The organism is Psychrobacter sp. PP-21, from assembly GCF_033790785.1.
Classification (GTDB): Bacteria; Pseudomonadota; Gammaproteobacteria; order Pseudomonadales; family Moraxellaceae; genus Psychrobacter.
Window position 1 is genome coordinate 263,079 of sequence record NZ_JAMYEB010000001.1, and the last position, 18,818, is coordinate 281,896.

At 43.3% G+C, this 18,818-nt stretch carries 15 protein-coding genes; 5 read left to right on the forward strand and 10 right to left on the reverse strand.

Annotated features, from left to right (window positions below; all coding sequences use genetic code 11):
- Nucleotides 1-97 precede the first annotated feature (97 nt).
- The 3 genes from mfd to NJD71_RS01160 all read left to right on the forward strand — a co-directional run bounded on the left by mfd (nucleotide 98) and on the right by NJD71_RS01160 (nucleotide 6,239).
- Nucleotides 98-3,808, forward strand: a complete 3,711-nt coding sequence (gene mfd, locus NJD71_RS01150) for a transcription-repair coupling factor (protein ID WP_319050093.1) — start codon at nucleotides 98-100, stop codon at nucleotides 3,806-3,808.
- Nucleotides 3,809-3,980: 172 nt separating this feature from the next.
- On the forward strand, nucleotides 3,981-4,412 hold the full coding sequence (locus NJD71_RS01155; RefSeq protein WP_057759208.1) for an HIT domain-containing protein: 432 nt from the start codon (nucleotides 3,981-3,983) through the stop codon (nucleotides 4,410-4,412).
- 402 nt (nucleotides 4,413-4,814) lie between these two features.
- Nucleotides 4,815-6,239 carry an adenylate/guanylate cyclase domain-containing protein gene (locus NJD71_RS01160; protein ID WP_319050094.1) on the forward strand — a complete coding sequence of 475 codons (1,425 nt, stop codon included), beginning with the start codon at nucleotides 4,815-4,817 and terminating at the stop codon, nucleotides 6,237-6,239.
- Between the two features lie 95 nt (nucleotides 6,240-6,334).
- Here the strand turns inward: NJD71_RS01160 and fdx are convergent, their stop codons facing one another.
- The 8 genes from fdx to NJD71_RS01200 form a co-directional block, all read right to left on the reverse strand.
- Nucleotides 6,335-6,673, reverse strand: a complete 339-nt coding sequence (gene fdx / locus NJD71_RS01165; RefSeq protein ID WP_319050095.1) for an ISC system 2Fe-2S type ferredoxin — start codon at nucleotides 6,671-6,673, stop codon at nucleotides 6,335-6,337.
- 83 nt (nucleotides 6,674-6,756) lie between these two features.
- Entirely contained in the window at nucleotides 6,757-8,637 is a 1,881-nt protein-coding gene (gene hscA / locus NJD71_RS01170; protein ID WP_319050096.1) for a Fe-S protein assembly chaperone HscA, read from the reverse strand.
- A 216-nt stretch (nucleotides 8,638-8,853) separates the two neighbouring features.
- Nucleotides 8,854-9,435: a Fe-S protein assembly co-chaperone HscB gene (gene hscB / locus NJD71_RS01175; protein WP_319050098.1), complete on the reverse strand. Its 582-nt coding sequence runs from the start codon at nucleotides 9,433-9,435 to the stop codon at nucleotides 8,854-8,856.
- A gap of 64 nt (nucleotides 9,436-9,499) precedes the next feature.
- Nucleotides 9,500-9,820 (reverse strand): iron-sulfur cluster assembly protein IscA, encoded by a 321-nt coding sequence (iscA, locus tag NJD71_RS01180; RefSeq protein ID WP_021814983.1) that lies wholly within the window; start codon nucleotides 9,818-9,820, stop codon nucleotides 9,500-9,502.
- Between the two features lie 223 nt (nucleotides 9,821-10,043).
- Nucleotides 10,044-10,454 carry a Fe-S cluster assembly scaffold IscU gene (gene iscU, locus NJD71_RS01185; RefSeq protein WP_319050099.1) on the reverse strand — a complete coding sequence of 137 codons (411 nt, stop codon included), beginning with the start codon at nucleotides 10,452-10,454 and terminating at the stop codon, nucleotides 10,044-10,046.
- 156 nt (nucleotides 10,455-10,610) lie between these two features.
- Nucleotides 10,611-11,837, reverse strand: a complete 1,227-nt coding sequence (locus NJD71_RS01190; RefSeq protein WP_319050100.1) for an IscS subfamily cysteine desulfurase — start codon at nucleotides 11,835-11,837, stop codon at nucleotides 10,611-10,613.
- Nucleotides 11,834-12,343 (reverse strand): Rrf2 family transcriptional regulator, encoded by a 510-nt coding sequence (locus NJD71_RS01195; RefSeq protein ID WP_319050101.1) that lies wholly within the window; start codon nucleotides 12,341-12,343, stop codon nucleotides 11,834-11,836. Before NJD71_RS01195 ends, NJD71_RS01190 begins: the two co-directional genes overlap by 4 nt.
- Nucleotides 12,344-12,810: 467 nt before the next feature.
- A complete protein-coding gene (locus NJD71_RS01200; RefSeq protein WP_319050102.1) occupies nucleotides 12,811-13,455 on the reverse strand; it encodes a hypothetical protein in 645 nt (214 codons plus the stop codon).
- Nucleotides 13,456-13,908: 453 nt separating this feature from the next.
- On the opposite strand from NJD71_RS01200, the gene NJD71_RS01205 reads away from it, so the two are divergent.
- Nucleotides 13,909-14,229 (forward strand): HU family DNA-binding protein, encoded by a 321-nt coding sequence (locus tag NJD71_RS01205; protein WP_161808411.1) that lies wholly within the window; start codon nucleotides 13,909-13,911, stop codon nucleotides 14,227-14,229.
- 351 nt (nucleotides 14,230-14,580) lie between these two features.
- Nucleotides 14,581-16,455, forward strand: coding sequence for a SurA N-terminal domain-containing protein (locus NJD71_RS01210; RefSeq protein ID WP_319050103.1), 1,875 nt, complete (start codon nucleotides 14,581-14,583; stop codon nucleotides 16,453-16,455).
- Between the two features lie 162 nt (nucleotides 16,456-16,617).
- On the opposite strand, the gene purH is transcribed toward NJD71_RS01210, so the two are convergent.
- Together purH and fis are read right to left on the reverse strand one after the other, a co-directional pair.
- The gene (gene purH / locus NJD71_RS01215) at nucleotides 16,618-18,198 is read right to left on the reverse strand and encodes a bifunctional phosphoribosylaminoimidazolecarboxamide formyltransferase/IMP cyclohydrolase (protein ID WP_319050104.1); all 1,581 of its coding nucleotides are present in this window, start codon (nucleotides 18,196-18,198) and stop codon (nucleotides 16,618-16,620) included.
- A gap of 149 nt (nucleotides 18,199-18,347) precedes the next feature.
- Nucleotides 18,348-18,710: a DNA-binding transcriptional regulator Fis gene (gene fis, locus NJD71_RS01220; protein ID WP_319050105.1), complete on the reverse strand. Its 363-nt coding sequence runs from the start codon at nucleotides 18,708-18,710 to the stop codon at nucleotides 18,348-18,350.
- Nucleotides 18,711-18,818: the final 108 nt, after the last annotated feature.

Sequence of the window (18,818 nt, forward strand, 5' to 3'; positions counted from 1 at the left end):
ATACTAACAAACTGTTTGGTTTTGTCAAATCGTATTGGTAATTGCTCAAATATTCGTATAATAGCTTTCTAATTCCCTAACTTTGATCCTATCTTTTATGCCTATTACTGCTTTGACTGATGCGTTCGACCCTATTAACCAGCAGTTGTTCCCTATCCAAAATGCCGAGCGGCGTTGGCTAGCGCCTGTCCATGGTGCGGTCAGTAGCTTGTGGTTGGCAAGTTTGGTTCAGACGCCACTATGGAATGTTGCCGAGCGATTAAAGGTCGTGGTGGCACGCGACCAAAACCAACTCAATCAGATAGAAACCGAGCTGGCATTTTGCGGGGTCGATGCCTATGTGTTCCCCGACTGGGAAACACTGACATATGATGAGCTGTCACCGCATCAAGATATCGTCAGCGAACGTATTAACTTGTTGACAGATATGCCAAGCTCAGGCGTGCTACTTATCTCAGTACAAGCGCTAATGCATCGTGTGGCGCCGCCGAGTTGGTTAATTGGTCAGCATTTTGACTTGAGTGTTGGCGATCGATTCGATATCAGCACTCAACGCGGGCTATTGGCAAAAGCGGGCTACCGTGCTGTTGACAATGTCTTTGAGCCTGGTGAATTTGCTGTGCGTGGCAGCATTATTGATATTTTTGCTATGGGTCAGCCTTTCCCACTACGTTTGGACCTATTTGATGACGAAATCGAAACCATTCGCTTTTTTCATCCGCAAACGCAGCGCACTTTGACCGCTGACGATCTCAAGGCAATGCTAACGGGCAATGACACCAGTATGGGCAAAGAGTCACTGTCGCTGCTGCACAAATTGCCGGATATTTCTAAGCCTATCGAGCAGTTTCAAATACTTCCCGCAAAAGAGTTCCCACTGGATGAGGGTCGCGAGACGTTCCGCATGAATTTTGCGGCCATGTTCCCTAATGCCAGTAGCCGCAAGTCTGAGCTGCATAAAGATGTGATGGCAGGTATTGCGAGTAGCGGGCTGGAGTATTATCAGCCACTATTTTTTGACCTAAAAGACTGGCAAGAAGAAAGTACATTGTTTTCTTATTTGCCAAGCGATGCGCTGTTTATCACAGATGAACTCATTAACGAAAAACAGGCGGACTATTGGTCACAAATCCAGCGCCGTTATGAGGAGCGCCGGCACGATATTGATAAGCCTATCGTGGACCCTGCGCTGTTATATCTATTATCTAACGCGCTCAACGAGCAGTTAAACCAGTACCCGCGAGTGATACTAAGCGCACGCGATGAGCTAGCGACACAGGATATTGAAAGTAAACTCCCATCTGAGAGACAGCTGCCGCTCGATATCATTGATAATGAGACTAAACAGCAAGGCCTAGTCACATTAAGTGCGCAAAAACCGCCAGAGCTGGCAGTCAACCACCAAAAATCTGAACCATTGGCTGAGCTACTAGCCTTCTTAACCACACAACAAGAAACCGCAACGCCAGTACTAATCGTCGCAGAAACTGCTGGCCGTCGTGAGATTCTCATTGAGCTGTTTAGAGGTAAGGTTGATATCAAAGCATACGATAGCTTTGAAGCATTCTTAGCAGCAGATAAAACGAGTGCTATGAATAATGCTCGTTTACCGCTTGTCGGTTTGACTGTGGCACCGATTGAGCGCGGTGTCTATGTGCCTGAACGCTTAGTATTAATCAGTGAGACGCAGCTGTTTGGTCGTCAAGTCTTACAAACGCGTCGCCGTCGTCAAAGCGGGGTATCAGAAGAGTTCTTAGTCAAAAGTGTCACTGAGATAACAGACGGTAGCCCAGTGGTTCATATTGAGCATGGTATCGGTCGCTATAACGGTCTGATTACGCTAGATGTGGGCGATGGTGAGCAAGAGTTTATTCATCTAAAATATGACGATGATGCCAGCATCTATGTGCCAGTCGCTAACTTGCAAATGATCAGTCGCTATAGTGGCGGCGATCCAGCGTTAGCACCGCTCCATAAGATTGGTAGTGGTAAGTGGGATAGGGCGAAGCAAAAAGCATTAGAACAGATTCATGATGTTGCCGCAGAGCTGCTCAACATGCAAGCGAGGCGTGAAGCTAAAGTTGGCATCCACTTTAAAATAGATCCGTCACAATATGAGCTATTTGCCAGTCAATTTGCGTTTGAAGAGACTGCTGACCAAGCCAATGCCATCCACGCGGTTATGGAAGACATGAGACAAAACCAGCCAATGGATCGTCTCATTTGCGGTGATGTTGGTTTTGGTAAAACAGAAGTGGCCATGCGAGCTGCCTTTATTGCTGTTAGTGCAGGCTATCAAGTGGCGGTATTGGTACCTACCACACTGCTCGCAGGACAGCACGAAGACAACTTCCGCGATCGTTTCGCTGATTGGCCAGTGCGTATTGAGAGCTTGTCACGTTTCGGTGGTAAAAAACATCAAGACATGGTGCTGGCGGATTTGGCTGATGGTAAAGTCGATATCGTGATTGGTACTCATAAACTATTGCAGCCTGATGTAAAGTTTGCCAACCTAGGGCTGATGATCGTTGATGAAGAGCACCGATTTGGCGTACGCCACAAAGAGCGTATAAAAGCCATTCAGACAGATGTAGATAGTATGTCTATGACAGCGACGCCTATCCCTAGAACGCTTAACATGGCGCTCTCAGGCATGCGTGATATGTCTATTATCGCAACCCCACCTGCACGTCGCCTTGCCATCAAAACCTTTGTCATGCAAAAGACAGAAGCATTGATGAAAGAGGCTATCCTACGTGAGCTGCTACGCGGCGGGCAGGTATATCTATTACATAACGATGTGGCTAGTATTGAGCGTATGGCAGAGACCATTCGTGACCTCGTACCAGAAGCGCGAGTAGGTGTCGCTCACGGGCAAATGCAAGAGCGCCAACTTGAGCAAATCATGCAGCAGTTCTATCACAAAAAGTTTAATGTACTGGTATGCTCGACTATCATCGAAACCGGTATTGATGTGCCAAATGCCAATACCATTATCATTGAGCGTGCTGATAAATTTGGTCTAGCGCAACTACACCAGCTGCGAGGTCGCGTAGGACGTAGTCATCATCAGGCGTATTGCTACTTATTAGTGCCTTCTCTTAAAGGTCTTAAAGGAGATGCCAAGCGCCGCCTCCACGCGATTGAACGCGCCAATACACTTGGCGCAGGTTTTATGCTGGCGAGTGAAGATCTAGAGATTCGCGGAGCAGGTGAGATATTGGGTAAGCAGCAAAGTGGTAATATGCAGGCGATTGGTTTTAGCCTGTATATGGATATGCTGGAGCGAGCGACTAAAGCAATTAAAGCCGGTAAAGAGCCTGACTTGAACACACCATTATCACTAACCAGCGAGATTAACTTGCATAGCTCGGTGCTTATTCCAGAAGAGTATCTACACGACGTACATCAGCGCTTATTGTTTTATAAACGAATTAGTAACACCGATGACAAAGAATCGTTGACGGATATTCGTACAGAGATGATTGACCGCTTTGGCGCGTTACCGGACCAAACCAAGCAGCTATTCGCCATTCATGGACTACGTTTGCAAGCAGAACCACTGAAGATCAACAAGATTGATGCGAATAGTAGTAGTATGACGCTGGAGTTTGCGCCAGATACGCCAGTCGATGCCTTAGCTATTATTAAGCTAATTCAATCGAATGGTCAGCATTACCGTATGAATGGCGCATCTGGTATTCGCTATCAACATAGCGATAAGTTGGCAACACCGCAGCAGCGCGTGACAGTCATACAAGAACTGTTGCGCTATTTTAGCGAGCATATGGTAGCAGAACCTGCTTAGCTTGGCTTTGACAAAGGGTAGAGAGTTTGAGTAGGTTGATAGGTAACAGTGAAGCAGTCAGTTATGGTGCTATTTTATCGAAAGGATAACTGATAAAATAGCCAAACTGTATTTCACCTTTTATATTTTGTACCTACTTTTATTTGCATTAAACAACAAGAGAACCGTCATTATGTTCCAACTTCATCATAAACTTGCTGCTGATAGTTTTTTAGTAGGGGATTTTCCATTATCCACTTGTCGTTTAATTAATGACTGTCAATTTCCCTGGCTGATATTAGTGCCGCGCGTATCAGGTATAAAAGAGCTGTATGAGCTGTCTGAAGCAGATCAGACTCAGTTTTTACGTGAGTCAAGCTGGTTATCGAGCCAGTTAGCTAAAACGTTTCAAGCGGACAAGATGAATGTCGCTGCCCTTGGCAACCAAGTACCCCAACTTCATTTTCACCATATTGTCCGTTATCAAAACGACATGCAATGGCCAAATCCAGTATGGGGTGTACCAGCAGTCCCTTATACCAAAGAAGTGTTGGCACAAATGCAGCAGACATTGATGATGGCACTACGCGGTCATCATCAAATGCCGTTCGATTGGCAAATGTAGTAAGTGATCGACACTATTGTTAGTTGATACTATTTATTAATAGTGCCGCTAACAAAAGAAATCGGTAATAAAAAAGATTCGACGTGTCAGCGTAACAACGACAGTTATGAAGTAATAAATAATGCAGAAATGAAAAGAAGCCAGATACCTGATTGTATCTGGCTTCTTTTTTAATACTATTGGGTGTTTACAGCCATAAAACCTTACGAGTCAGTAGTGCAATTAGATGATAAATGGTGTTTTTTTAGTTACCGATGACCTAGGTTTCGTACTATTTAAAAAGTATAATATATTATTAGATATATCTTATGATTATTTATCATAAAGACAAAGTGCCTATACATGTTATTCTTATATGTCTTGTCTCTTCGATAGTCCGTCTTATTTAAGTGAACACTCAATATGCCTTTTAAAGAGACATTGAAACCAAAAACTTTATTAGAGGGTAAAGGCATCTGCCGATTTGACTACCCAGAAGTTTTTGTTTTAATACTCACGGTCATGTTACTCGCTGTATACTACGACTTCCGTCCTACCTCAATGGCATTGCTCGTTATTATTGCACTGCCTAGTCTGATGATTCTCATCTATAACTATCGACGCCAGACCAACTTTTGGACGTCCAATATTGTCATTGTTTTACTGGCAGTCGTTATTGGCGTGACACAGTTTTGCATTATTATATCGCTCAGCTTGGCGTCTTTGATTGCTGTTAGAATTATTCTAAATAAGCCTCAGAATCGCCTAAGATTGTTTACCGTAGCCTTAGTGACTGCTGTCATTTTCTATTATGTCAGCGCCATTCTAAGACCCAGTGGAATAGACTGTAATGACAGCTGGTTACCACCTACAGTACTATTGGCAAGTATGGCTGTGATTCTATGCCAGTTTCGGCGTACGTATCGAGAGTATGTTGCCTACAAATCATGTGCTCAGCAGGCAGGCGAGCGTTTGAGTACGATGGTATCAGTTATCAATAAGCTGACTCGTTTTGTACCACCGCAAATCTGGGAACCCATTGTCAGAACAGATAGTCCAGTTAGTGTATCTAACAAGCGTGCTAAATTAACCATTATGTTCTCAGACATTGTAGGCTTTACGGAGCTGTCTGATAGTTTAAGTGCGGATAATTTGGCTGATATTTTGAATACCTATATGCATTGCATGACGTTGATTGCTGAAAAGCATGGGGCTGTATTGGACAAGTTTATTGGCGATGGTATGGTCTGTTTTTTTGGAGAGCCTGATAGCCGTGGTTCACGCCAAGATGCACTAGACTGTGTGGCGATGGCGATAGATATGCGCCGAGAGATGCGCACCTTACGTCAGAAGTGGCGGCTTATGGGGTTTGAGGGTTTGTATATACGCATCGGTATTACCACAGGCTATTGCCACGTTGGTAATTTCGGGAGCAACAATCGCCTCAGCTATACGCTCATCGGTAAAGAAGCTAACCTAGCATCAAGGCTTGAAGCACATGCTGGCAAAGATGAGATACTGGTCAGCGAAAGCACCTATGATTATATTTGCCATAACTATGAGTGTCAGCATGCTGGTGCGTTTCGACTAAAGGGTTTTGATAATAAAATTGACGCATGGCAGGTGTTTGACCCTGATGCTAATAAAGGTCACTTGTCTAAATGGGTGGATCATACCTTGCCGGGTTTTAACTTGCATTTGAACTTTAAAGATATGAAAGACAATGATTATCAGGACATTAGAACACGCTTGAATTTTGCGCTTGAGCGTATCGAGCAAGAAGAAGAAAAACTGGCCACTAGTATAGCTGAAGAAAGTAAACGCCATAGCACTCAGAAAAAGTCATGATATGAGCAGTAATATCGTGACATGTTATCGATGGAAAAAGCCAGCTATTTAATCATAGCTGGCTTTTTTGAGAGTAAAATAAAACTTGTTGTTTATTAATGGTTTTCTTTTGCATGGTTCAGCGTATATTTGGGTACTTCGATGGTTAAATCCTCATCATCAAGCATGACCTGACATGACAGACGCGAGTCAGGCTCTAAACCCCATGCGCGATCCAATAGATCCGCTTCCACATCATCCATCTCATCTAGACTATTAAATCCTTTGCGTACGACAACGTGACACGTCGTGCATGCTTTTGACATCTCACAAGCATGCTCAATTTTGATGCCTTTTCCTAGCAACGCTTTGCATAGGTTTTCGCCAGACTCTAGCTCAACTTCTGCACCTTCTGGGCAAATTTCGTGATGGGGTAGTACAGTAACTTTTGGCATAAATTATTTGTCCAATGCTAATCAATCTAAAAGTAAGAAATTAGCTTAGTATAATGACTAAGCTATCATTTTAAGCGTGTCGCTTACCAGTCTTTAGCACTAGTACCTGCCATGCTGGCTTTGACGCTTTGATTCATAATGCGAGCAGCAAAAGCATCGCTATGTGGCTTGAGCTGAGCCTGCTGCGCTTCTATAAGTGTTAAATCACTAGTGCCAAGTGCGGTCTTCAGTGCTTGTATTTGCTCTGCTAAAGACTGCTGCTCATCAGAAGAGAGTAGCGCTGCAAACTCGTTCAGTGCAGACTCTAAAGCCAATACTTCACGTTCAGCTTCTACTTTAGTTTCAATTAACGAGCGCGCATTTTTATCTTCTTCTGCATGCTTAAACCCAGCAACAAGCAATTGTTCTTTTTGCTCATCAGACAAACCATAAGACGGCACAATTTCGATCTTACTTTCTGTTTTGGTCGTCGTTTCCTGAGCACTGACAGTAAGCTGACCATTGGCATCGATACTAAAGGTGACTTCGATACGAGCAAACCCAGCTTTCATAGACGGAATACCATATAGCTCAAAACGTCCAAGCGAGCGACAGTTTTCGACGGTTTCGCGCTCGCCTTGCACTACATGGATAACCATGCCAGTTTGACCATCTTGATAAGTAGTAAACACTTGGCGTTTTTTGACAGGGATAGGCGTATTACGCGGAATCAGTACTTCAACGAGGCCGCCCATGGTCTCAAGACCTAATGATAATGGCGTCACATCTAACAACAACAGATTGCTATCACTGTCGCCATTGACCAGCTGGTGAGCAGTTTGGGCCGCGCCTAAAGCAACAACTTCATCTGGATTGAGACGAGAAAGCGGCTGCTTGGCAAAAAATTCAGTGACGACTGCTTGTATGGCGGGCATACGGGTTGAACCGCCAACTAAAATCACTTCGTCTAAATCTGTAGCATTTAGCTTAGCATCGCGCAGTACTTGTTCACATACGCTCAAGGTGCGACGACTAACAGGCTCGACAATAGCTAACACGTCTTCACGGATTAGTGTGCCTTTGTAAGACTGTCCGTTGACAGTAACGTCAATATCAACCTGTTCTGCTTCAGTTAATGCTTGCTTATAAGCTTTGGCTTGTTGTGCGAGTATCGATTTGTCATGAAGGCTTACCTGTTTTGGATCAATACTCAACTGCTTGATGATCCAGTTGGTAATAAGACGGTCAATATCGTCCCCGCCTAGCGCACTATTACCACCCGTTGCCAATACTTCAAAAACGCCATCATTTAACTTTAGAATAGACACATCGAAAGTACCACCGCCCAAATCATAGATTAGGTAATAGTTTTCTTCGTTATCATTTTGATTTTGTTGATCGAGACCGTAAGCGACTGCAGCCGCAGTTGGTTCATTTAACAACCGTAGCACATTGATACCAGCCGCTTGGGCAGCGTCTTTAGTCGCTTGACGCTGCGCTTCATCGAAGTAGGCAGGAACCGTAATGACAGCACCTTCTATACTGTCTGCAGGTAGGGCACTTGCTGCACGTTGCTCAAGCGCCGCCAATATACGAGCTGAGACTTCCACAGGTGACACTTCACCTTGAGCCGTGACAAATGCTGGCATAGCATCTGTATTACCAGACAACTCATAAGGATGAGAAAATTTGATATCAGTTTGGCTACGACCCATAAAACGCTTAGCCGAGACGATCGTATTTTTTGGATCGTCTGCTAAATGAGATAAGGCATCATAGCCCACTAATGGGTTACCTGTCGCTGGATAATAGACTACAGAAGGCAACAACGTATCTGACGCTTTGCCTGCTTCTAAGACTTGCGCCTTGCCTGAACGTACTACGGCGACCAGTGAGCGCGTGGTGCCAAGATCAATCCCTAGACCAAAACGATGCTGGTGAGGTTGGGCGCTTTGATTGGGTTCGGCAATTTGCATTAAAGACATAAGAATAACTCAGGGATAAAATGAATAAGTAAAATGGAGCAAATATAGTGTAGATATAACAACTACGTTCTCACATTGAGGACAGAAAATCTTGGCAGTCATGCATACTTAGGGTTAGAGATTATACGGCATAGTTGATATTAATTTAACCATCTATACAGAATCGAACGCCAAAACTAAAATCTAATTGCCAAAAAATACACGACCTACGGACATCTAAACATAGAGATCGTCATCATCTGAATGCGCTGTACTGGCGACATCATCGAGACCAGTCGTCACATCAGCATTTAACTTCACTAAGAATTTCAGTTTTTGTGTCGCATCAATGGCTGTACCCCAGTCTTGCTCTGTATAAGCAGCATTAAAGCGTTCAGACTGATTGTTTAGGCGTGCTGTAATTTGAGGATGTAACTGCTGCAAGGTTGCAAGGTTTTTACCTGTAATAGCGTCATCTAGATCCATTCGCATCTCCATCGCATCTTCTAAAAAATCCAAATCTGCAATTGAGTGCTCTATATTTTGAGCTTGATCTGCCATATCCAATAGATAACCAGCACGGCTATCAGGTGCACTGAGCGTTTGGTATGCTTGATTGATGATAGCGGAGGCTTGCTCTGATTGCTGCTTTGCTTGCTTGGTATCTGCTAAATTCTTTGCGACATTATCAGGATGATAGCGTTTTTGTAATAGACGTAGATGTTGATCCAGACTGTCTTGGTTGACTTCAAATTGTACAGGTTGCTCAAATAGGGCAAAGAAGTTCTCAAATTGCGTGTCTAGAATAGAGTCTGTCATATCATACGCCTTACTTTTTATTTGTTTTTTTAAGTCTTTATCTGGCTAGTAGTTTATCAAAGTATTAGACAGTAAAAGATTCACCGCAGCCACATTCGCCTTTCTGATTAGGATTGGTGAATTTGAAGCCTTCGTTTAAGCCTTCTTTTTCGTAATCCATTAACAAACCGTCCAAATACACTAGGCTTTTGGGGTCAATAAAGATGCTTACACCGCGGCTCTCATAGCGCGTGTCATTCTCATCAGGAGTATCTACAAACTCTAAAACGTAAGCGAGGCCCGAGCAACCCGCTGTACGAATGCCAACTCGAATACCTTCACCTTTGCCGCGGTTGTCCAAAAAGTCTCGAACATGCTGAGCGGCGCGTTCTGTCATTTCAATCATGCCAACTCCCATTGACTATTAATAATCATAAGTATTAATAAAAATTTGTATAAATTGGCAACTAAAATTAGAAGTTTGCCAAAATAATAGACTAGCGACTACCAGAAAACAAAAGGTGACAATTACATAATGTCATTGTCACCTCTTTAGCGTCAGTAGCTATTTAGATATTGCCACTTTAGCATTGCTAGTAAATCATAACGCAGACGCTAATAGGTTGAGCTTAGATAGCAGCTTCTTCTGCCGTTACTGCTGTACCGTGCTTACCTTTGTAGTCGCTGATAGCTGCTTTAATAGCGTCTTCTGCAAGTACAGAGCAATGGACCTTTACTGGTGGTAACGCTAACTCTTGAGCGATATCGTTGTTTTTGATTTCGCCAGCTTGATCCAAGCTCTTGCCTTTTAGCCACTCAGTAACAAGCGAGCTTGAAGCAATTGCTGAACCGCAGCCATAAGTTTTGAAGCGTGCGTCTTCGATAATGCCATTATCATCAACTTGGATTTGTAGACGCATTACATCGCCACAAGCTGGGGCACCGACCATGCCGGTACCAACGTTTTTGGCATTTTTATCAAGATTACCAACGTTGCGTGGGTTTTCGTAATGATCAATAACTTGGTCACTATAGGCCATGGGGTTTTCTCCTGGTTAGATGATGAATAGTCGTTTGTTAACTTTGAATGTCTGACTACTCATCGATAATTGGGGTCAAACGCTTAACTTAATTGTCTAATCAATCGTTTAATAAACTATATATGGTTACTTAATACTAAAAAGCTATACTAAAAATTAATGCTCAGCCCACTCAACTGAGTTCAGGTCAACACCTTCTTGGTACATATCCCAAAGTGGTGATAGGGCACGCAATTTGTCAACAGCTTCATGCATTTGCTTAATAACGGTATCGACGTCTTCGTCAGTCGTATAACGACCAAAGCTGAAGCGGATTGAGCTATGTGCCAATTCGTCTGGGCGACCGATAGCGCGCAATACATATGATGGCTCAAGCGTTGCTGATGTACAGGCTGATCCTGACGATACAGCTAAATCTTTTAGCGACATCATTAGCGACTCACCTTCAACAAAGTTAAAGCTGATATTAACGATATTAGGTACGCTGTTTTCAAGATCACCGTTTAGATAAATCTCTTCGATATCTTGAAGACCATCCCACAGCTTTTGACGTAATTTTGCTGCATGTGCATGGTCTGTCTCAAAGCTTTCATTGGCTAGAGCAAACGCGGCGCCAAGACCAACGATCTGATGCGTCGGCAGTGTACCTGAACGCATACCACGCTCATGACCACCACCATGTTGCTCTGCTTTTAGGCGAATACGTGGCTTGCGACGAACAAATAATGCACCGATACCTTTAGGGCCATACGCTTTATGACCTGAGAAGCTCATCAAATCAATTTTCATTTCTTCAAGATCGATTTTTACTTTACCAACAGACTGTGCGCCATCGACGTGGAATATGACACCAGCTTCACGAGTGATTTCACCGATTGCAGTCACATCAGTAATCGTACCAAGCTCGTTGTTCACCATCATAAGTGATACTAAGATAGTATCGTCACGTAGCGCTTCTTTTACTTGCTCTGCTAAGATAAGACCAGTGCTTGGCTGCGGCTCAAGATAGGTAATCTCAAAACCTTCTTGCTCAAGCTCACGGCACGTGTCTAACACGGCTTTATGCTCAATTTTGCTAGTGATGATGTGTTTACCACGAGACTGATAGAAGTGAGCTGCGCCTTTAATAGCTAGGTTGTCAGACTCAGTAGCACCAGAAGTAAAGACAATTTCGCGTGGATCAGCGTTGATAACTTCAGCAACTTGCCCTCGAGCAGTCTCAACAGCTTCTTCTGCTTGCCAGCCATAGCCATGTGAGCGAGAAGCTGGGTTACCAAAGATGCCATCTACTGTCAGATATTCGCTCATCTTAGCAGCTACTGGTCTAGCAACTGGTGTAGTGGCGGCATAATCTAAGTATATAAGGTTGTTGTGTTGGCTCATGCTGGGTTTGCCTCGCTGTTCGATAGAGTAATAGTATTGATGTCTTTTATAGAAACATCTTTTGTAGAGGTGTGCTGACGCTCTGATACTGACTGCACGTTTTCCATATCTAATAATTGCGCTAATGTTATATTTTTCAAGTACTGCTCAATATGATTTGACAATGCACACCATAGGTCATGGGTCAGGCACATTGTACCACCTTGACAGTCACCGCGTCCTTCACACTGCATAGCATTTACCGACTCGTCGACGGCAGATATGATACTCATCACATCTATCTCATCTAACGGTTTAGCTAAGTGGTAGCCACCTGCAGCACCGCGAATACTAGTCACAAGACCACGTTTACGAAGTTTGGAAAACAACTGTTCGAGGTAGGAGATAGAAATCGATTGTCGTTTGGCGATATCAGATAAAGAAACAGCACTCTCTTGTTGACTGGTTTGCAGTGCTAAATCTAATAAAGCAGTGACAGCATATCTGCCTCGAGTAGTTAAACGCATGTGTCATCTCCAAACTTGTATGTCATTTTATTCAACAACGATCTTAGAGGGGTATATGTAAAGGTAATACTATAGCGGTATAGCATTTTTACCCAGCTAAGTTGTGTTTTATCGTTATTAGACAACAGATGGTTAGCCCGATGTGTGCAACGATTAGGTCAATTATACTTAATCCTGAGTAATTTAGTCAAGATTAAAGTGTGGTCGAACGGTTAATAGAGCTTATCGCTATGATTGATAAAAACAATGACGTGTGACATGTACTTATAAACCAGTAGTAGAGTTGATTATATATACAGATTATAAAAAGCTTGTTAAATGATGGGTAGTGATAAGGTAGCTAGCGATAAAGGTGTGGAGTAGAGAGGAGGGTGCTATACATAAGCGTTTAATACTACTTCGAGTATTAAACGCTTATGTATAGCTAGTACTAAGTATATAAGTGTTGAGAGTGCTCTTGATTAGCGCTAGTTCATAAGTAGAGCAATGACTGAGCCGATCATAATGACAAGCGCTACGACGGTCACAACCACTAAGGTTTTTTGCTTACTTTGTAGCTCTTTTACCGTGGTCTCAAGCTCGCGGTTTTTGATGGTCAATGTATTGATTTGGGTTTGTTGTTCTTTAATGCGCTGCTTGTAGTTATCTTTTTTCTCTGCCATTTCAGCATCGGTCGGTTTGGTTTTGCCTTTACCGCCTTTTATTTTTCTGATCAAACCCTGAATCAGGCTCCCAAGACCAAGCTGTATAATGAACTGCTTGACCAGTTGCACTTGTAGAGATTCACCGCGCATTTGTAATTTTTCGGTTGTTTCTCTGTCATGAGTCGTGATGGCGTTGATGACCTGAATACTATAGGCATTGATGACAACATCAGGCTCGCTACGTCCAACAGGTAGCTGCGCATCCAATAACACACCTTTGGTGCTAAAAGTAGCAAACACTTCTACATGAGGTAGGTATAAACGTAGTGCCACAACGGTACCTTGCTTAGCAAGTGGATAAGCGGCTTTACGCAGTTCAGGATCTAAACGCAACAATAGTGTTAGCGCTGACTCTATGAACACCAGAATAATATTAAGAAGAGAGTGAGACAACGTAGAACGCTTCATGCAAGTAATCCATTTTTTTATTTAGCAAATTGAACATCAGTGAACTTAAGTTTATCTGTATACAGAATTTGCAGTGATATTTCGTTTATAGTAACGCCTTTATAATAAAAAGTAACGCTAGTTTCTGTCAGTGGCAAAATTATTACAGTACAATTTAGCAGTCAATAAAGACACTACTATTTATGACTGGCAGTGCACAGACACCGTCTGACAATCGTTTCAAAGCATAAATAAATATGCAGGGTGGTTAGATAGGATAAAGTAACCTGCCTGAATACAGGTTGCAGATGTTTTGCGTAACATTGGGTGTCAAATACGTAGTATATCGCACAAAAATATGTAAAATCGCTTGCGCTCCTTATGCTGCCTTGATATAAAGACGATAACAAAGTGAAACCTGTTAATACGCCAGTCAGGTAGTTTTTATTGCGTAAGTACCATGAGAGCGTTACAATGCTTGGCGTGAGCGTTTATTACCCCCTTAAACTTGAAGGAAATTTTATGAATAAGTCAGAATTAATTGATAGCATCGCGGACAAAAGTGGTCTAAATAAGACTCAAGCTGGTGATGCTTTGAATGCTGTAATGGAAAGTGTTGGCGAAGCTTTAGAAGCTGGCGATAGCATCTCTCTAGTTGGTTTCGGTACTTTTAGCGTAAAAGATCGCAAAGCGCGCACGGGCCGTAACCCAAAAACTGGTGAAGAGCTAAGCATCCCAGCAAGCAAAGTACCAAGCTTTAAAGCTGGCAAAAACCTAAAAGAGCGCTTGAACTAAGACGCCCTATAGCAAATGAGTGCTTTGGCTGATGTCATAAGCTAAGCACCAAGAAAGCACCTAATATTTAGGTGCTTTTTTTGTCGCTATAGTTTGCATCATATAACGTGAATAATACGATGTGAATATTTTGAGTATAGATGAAAAATCACGTATCATAGGGCGCGCGATAGATGCGTTGTTCAAGTAAGGTTTGCTATTCAGCCTTGTTTTATTTTATAACATGCAGACGTTCTTCTTTTTTGCCATTGCCGGCTTAGATAGCATTGATATTGGCAGGTTGCATTTATTGGCTCCTAGCGGTATTACAATGGTTTTTCATCAATATAGGTTAATAAAGCAGAGATAACTATGGATAAATTGCGCGATTTCTTAAAAAGCTGGCCGGGTCGCATTTTATTGATTTTATGCCTATCGCCACTTGCCTTATTGGGTGTCGAAAGCTATTTTGGCGGTGGAGTTGATCCCAATCAAGTCGCTCAGGTAGGTGAGGCAAGCGTAGGGTTGTCCGAGTATCAGACTGCCGTCAATAACCGCCGTAGCGAAATACTCGAGCAAGTTGATGATGCCAGTTTATTAAATGAAGACGTACTGCATGAACAAGTGCTAAAAGGTCTGATTGACCGTACCCTGTTAGAGCAGCAGGCGGGCAAGCTTGGCATGACAGTCTCTGATGATACGATCAATCGTCTACTGCGCGAAGAAGATATATTTAAAGACGCGGATGGCAATTTTTCTAATGACCAGTTTTCAAACTTCTTGCGTCAACGTGGTATGACCAAAAACCAGTTGTTTGCAGAGTTTCGTAATCAGCTAAGTTTGGATCAATTGAATGCCAGTATCGTAGGGACAGCGGTATATCCCATGCAGGCGGTTAGTCAGTTAATTGACTTACAACTAGAGTCACGCAATGTCTGGATACACCGTTTTAACTGGCAAGACTACGCAGATCAGGTCAAGCTCAGCAAAGCCGACATCCAAACGTACTATGATGCCAACAAAGACACATTAAAAAGTGCGGCGATGGTCAATTTGGCTTACATCCAGCTTAGCCCGCAGACCATCAAAGTCGATGAGATAACCTCAGAAGAATTACAGCAGCAGTATGAAGCGTATAAGCAAAGTATTGCTGCTACTGACGAGCGCCGAGTGAGCCAAATTCTATTGACGGGTGATGACGCTAAGACACGAGCAGACAAAATCAAAGCGCGCTTAGCGAAAGGGGAGTCTTTTGCTGCTGTGGCCAAAACAGAATCAGATGATCCAACAGGTGAAACAGGTGGTGATATCGGTCGCTTCAACCCTTCTGTATTTGGTAGTGATGCTGATACGGTTCAGAACGCTTTAGAAGGATTGAGCGTCGGTGATGTGACCGCACCTATCAAAACCAGCTTTGGCTATCAGATATTTACAGTTACCGAAGACAATGGTGAAAAAATACCGAGTCTTGAGAGTATGCGTGAAGAGCTAACAGCAAAAGCGAAAGAATATAAGCGTCAAGAGATTTATGCGGACAAAGTAACGTCGATTAATGATTTGGCAGCAGATGGTTTTAGTATCGAAGATATAGCACAGCAAGAGAATGTGACGCTAAAAAATATCAAAGATTACCGCAAACAAAACAACAGCTCAGTCCTGTCGCAACCAGCAGTGGTCAAACAGGCTTTTGATGAGTTTACGATTCAAGATCAAGCAGTAACAGCTGGTATAGAAGTCGGTAATGGTACGGTATGGGTACAACCAACCAACTATCGTCCTACCAAGACGCTTGCTCTGAGTGCTGCTACGCCAAGAATCACTCAGATATTACGCCAGCAAAGAGCCACAGCGTTGGCATTAAAAGAAGCCAAGGCGGTAGCTGCCGGTATCAAAACGCCAGCCGATATCTCTAAGCAGTCAGTAAGCTTACGAGCATTGGGTGAGATAAACCGTCAGACGACACTGCTAACAGACAAAGAGCGCGGCTTGGCTTTTAGCAAGCAAGCTACTGATGGTAACGTGGTGGCCCTTGCTAGTGAGACTGAGCTTGGTGCAACGCTGTTGGTGGGTGATCGCATCCAAACTGAGCAACAGTCACCACTGTCTGATATGCAACGAGCGCAGACCGCTAGCATCATTCGTGACAATTTGGGTCAAGATCAGTTGCAAGACTACTTAGATTATCTGCGTCTGATGTATCAGGTTGAGATCAATGAATCTAATATGGCTAATGCGCAAGGGCGCTAAGCGTTTATCCTGTTACTAAAAAAAAGCATTGACTAGAAAAAAGCCACTGTAATGTTACAGTGGCTTTTTTGTGGATAGCACTTATATTGTTAAGATTGATCATAAATAGCAGTTGAATATCACGACTGCTATTTATGTCAATCTATAAAACGACATTACAGTCTAATGACGGAAATGACGCATGCCAGTGAATACCATCGCAATACCGTGCTCATTAGCGGCTGCAATGGTCTCATCATCACGCATAGAGCCACCTGGCTGGATGATAGCAGAGATACCCACTTCGGCAGCGTTATCGATACCGTCACGGAAAGGGAAGAAGGCATCTGAGGCCATAACGGCACCTTCAGTGGCCAGTCCAGCATGCTCTGCTTTGATAGCAGCGATACGTGCTGAGTTAACGCGGCTCATTTGACCCGCGCCAACACCGATAGTACGTTGACCTTTCGCATAAACGATAGCATTAGATTTGACATATTTTGCCACATTCCAGCTGAACAATAGATCCGCCACTTGTGCTTCAGTTGGTTGTACGTCAGTGACGATTTTTAGATCGTTTGCCGTAATCAAACCAAGGTCTTGCTCTTGTACGAGTAGGCCGCCATTGACGCGTTTGTAATCAAGCTGACTATCACGCTGATCTGGTGCTGGTAGTTCACCACATACCAATACGCGTACGTTTTTCTTAGTAGCAGTCGCTTCAAGCACACCGTCTTCAATGCTAGGCGCAATGATGACTTCTACAAATTGATTGTCAATGATGGCCTTTGCAGCAGCAAGAGTTAATGGACGGTTGAATGCAATGATACCGCCAAAAGAAGACTCAGGGTCAGTGCTAAAAGCAGTGCGATAGGCCGCTACTTGATCATTATCAACTGCAACGCCGCAAGGATTGGCATGTTTGACGATTACGCAAGCAGAGGCGCTAAAGGCTTTTACGCATTCAAGGGCAGCGTCAGTATCGGCAATATTGTTATATGATAGCGCCTTACCTTGCAACTGCTTAGCTGTAGCGATAGAGGCCTGCTGGCTTCTTAGGGGTTGGTTTTCAGTATAAAACGCTGCGTTTTGATGCGGGTTTTCACCATAGCGTAGGTCTTGTACTTTTTCTAGCTGCACATTGAATGTACGTGAGAAGTTTTCTGGCTCTTGTGTCTCATTGACACGGCTACCTAAGAAATTGGCAATCATACCGTCATACTGTGCGGTATGCTCAAAGGCTTTGACTGCCAAATCGTAGCGCAGCCCAGCTGTTAGCTCAGTGGTGCCATTTAGAGCGTCAATCACGCGATCATAGTCGGCAGGGTCAGTTACGATACCCACATGAGCATGGTTCTTTGCCGCTGAGCGTACCATAGTAGGGCCACCAATATCGATATTTTCGATAGCATCGTTCATAGTCACGTCAGCACGAGCAATCGTCTCAGCAAATGGATATAAGTTTACGACCACCAAATCAATACGTTCGATGGCATGGTCACTCATAATCGCATCGTCTGTACCACGGCGACCCAAAATACCACCATGGATTTTAGGATGTAGTGTCTTCACACGACCATCCATCATTTCAGGAAAGCCGGTGTAGTCTGAAACTTCAGTCACAGCAACATTGTTTTCTGTAAGTAGGCGATAAGTACCGCCAGTAGAAAGTAAGCCGAAACCTGCTTTGATAAGGCCTTGAGCAAACTCAACGATATTGGATTTATCAGAGACCGAGAGTAGGGCAAGTGGGGTTGTACTCATAAAAAATCTTCCATAAAAAAAGCCTGACGTAAACGTCTGGCAAGGTGGTGATGACAATGAGCATAAACTCTATCGTGATAGATAAAGCCATGAATATTCAATTGCCATGCATGATAATTGGTGACGATGAGTAAGCTCATATAGCAGTGCTACATTAAGTCGTAAGTTTTAAGTTTTTTGCGTAAAGTACCCCGATTCAGACCCAATATTTGCGCGCACTTGGTTTGATTGCCACGAGTCTTTTCGAGAACCACAGATAAAAGAGGTTCTTCAACCTGTTTTAAGATAAGTTCGTATAGGTCGGTCGGCATCTCGTCACCTAGCATTGCAAAGTATTGACGTACCACACGCTCAACATGTACATGTAGAGGTTGTTGTACGCTACTGGCAGCACTATCTAAAGAGCGCGAAAAATCATGAGTAGAGGAGTGATAGTCTTCTTTATTATAGTCGGCAGGATGCTCAGAGCTTTTAGCAAAATGAGGGGCATTATGCTGTGCATGAGGTGCCATAAGATAATATCCTTGAAATGAAAAAAGTGTCAAACCATAAGATGTCAGAATAATAGTATATCAAACTAATATCGTCTAACGCTGACAGATTAATGGCTATCTTGATTA

What these genes read in the sequence shown, in the direction of transcription:
- mfd (WP_319050093.1), top strand. Translation starts at nt 98, where the DNA reads ATGCCTATTACTGCTTTGACTGATGCGTTCGACCCTATTAACCAGCAG.
- fis (WP_319050105.1), bottom strand. Translation starts at nt 18,710, where the DNA reads ATGGCACCTCATGCACAGCATAATGCCCCTCATTTTGCTAAAAGCTCT.
- hscA (WP_319050096.1), bottom strand. Translation starts at nt 8,637, where the DNA reads ATGTCTTTAATGCAAATTGCCGAACCCAATCAAAGCGCCCAACCTCAC.
- NJD71_RS01205 (WP_161808411.1), top strand. Translation starts at nt 13,909, where the DNA reads ATGCTTGGCGTGAGCGTTTATTACCCCCTTAAACTTGAAGGAAATTTT.
- NJD71_RS01200 (WP_319050102.1), bottom strand. Translation starts at nt 13,455, where the DNA reads ATGAAGCGTTCTACGTTGTCTCACTCTCTTCTTAATATTATTCTGGTG.
- NJD71_RS01210 (WP_319050103.1), top strand. Translation starts at nt 14,581, where the DNA reads ATGGATAAATTGCGCGATTTCTTAAAAAGCTGGCCGGGTCGCATTTTA.
- iscA (WP_021814983.1), bottom strand. Translation starts at nt 9,820, where the DNA reads ATGATTGAAATGACAGAACGCGCCGCTCAGCATGTTCGAGACTTTTTG.
- hscB (WP_319050098.1), bottom strand. Translation starts at nt 9,435, where the DNA reads ATGACAGACTCTATTCTAGACACGCAATTTGAGAACTTCTTTGCCCTA.
- NJD71_RS01190 (WP_319050100.1), bottom strand. Translation starts at nt 11,837, where the DNA reads ATGAGCCAACACAACAACCTTATATACTTAGATTATGCCGCCACTACA.
- NJD71_RS01195 (WP_319050101.1), bottom strand. Translation starts at nt 12,343, where the DNA reads ATGCGTTTAACTACTCGAGGCAGATATGCTGTCACTGCTTTATTAGAT.
- iscU (WP_319050099.1), bottom strand. Translation starts at nt 10,454, where the DNA reads ATGGCCTATAGTGACCAAGTTATTGATCATTACGAAAACCCACGCAAC.
- purH (WP_319050104.1), bottom strand. Translation starts at nt 18,198, where the DNA reads ATGAGTACAACCCCACTTGCCCTACTCTCGGTCTCTGATAAATCCAAT.
- fdx (WP_319050095.1), bottom strand. Translation starts at nt 6,673, where the DNA reads ATGCCAAAAGTTACTGTACTACCCCATCACGAAATTTGCCCAGAAGGT.
- NJD71_RS01155 (WP_057759208.1), top strand. Translation starts at nt 3,981, where the DNA reads ATGTTCCAACTTCATCATAAACTTGCTGCTGATAGTTTTTTAGTAGGG.
- NJD71_RS01160 (WP_319050094.1), top strand. Translation starts at nt 4,815, where the DNA reads ATGCCTTTTAAAGAGACATTGAAACCAAAAACTTTATTAGAGGGTAAA.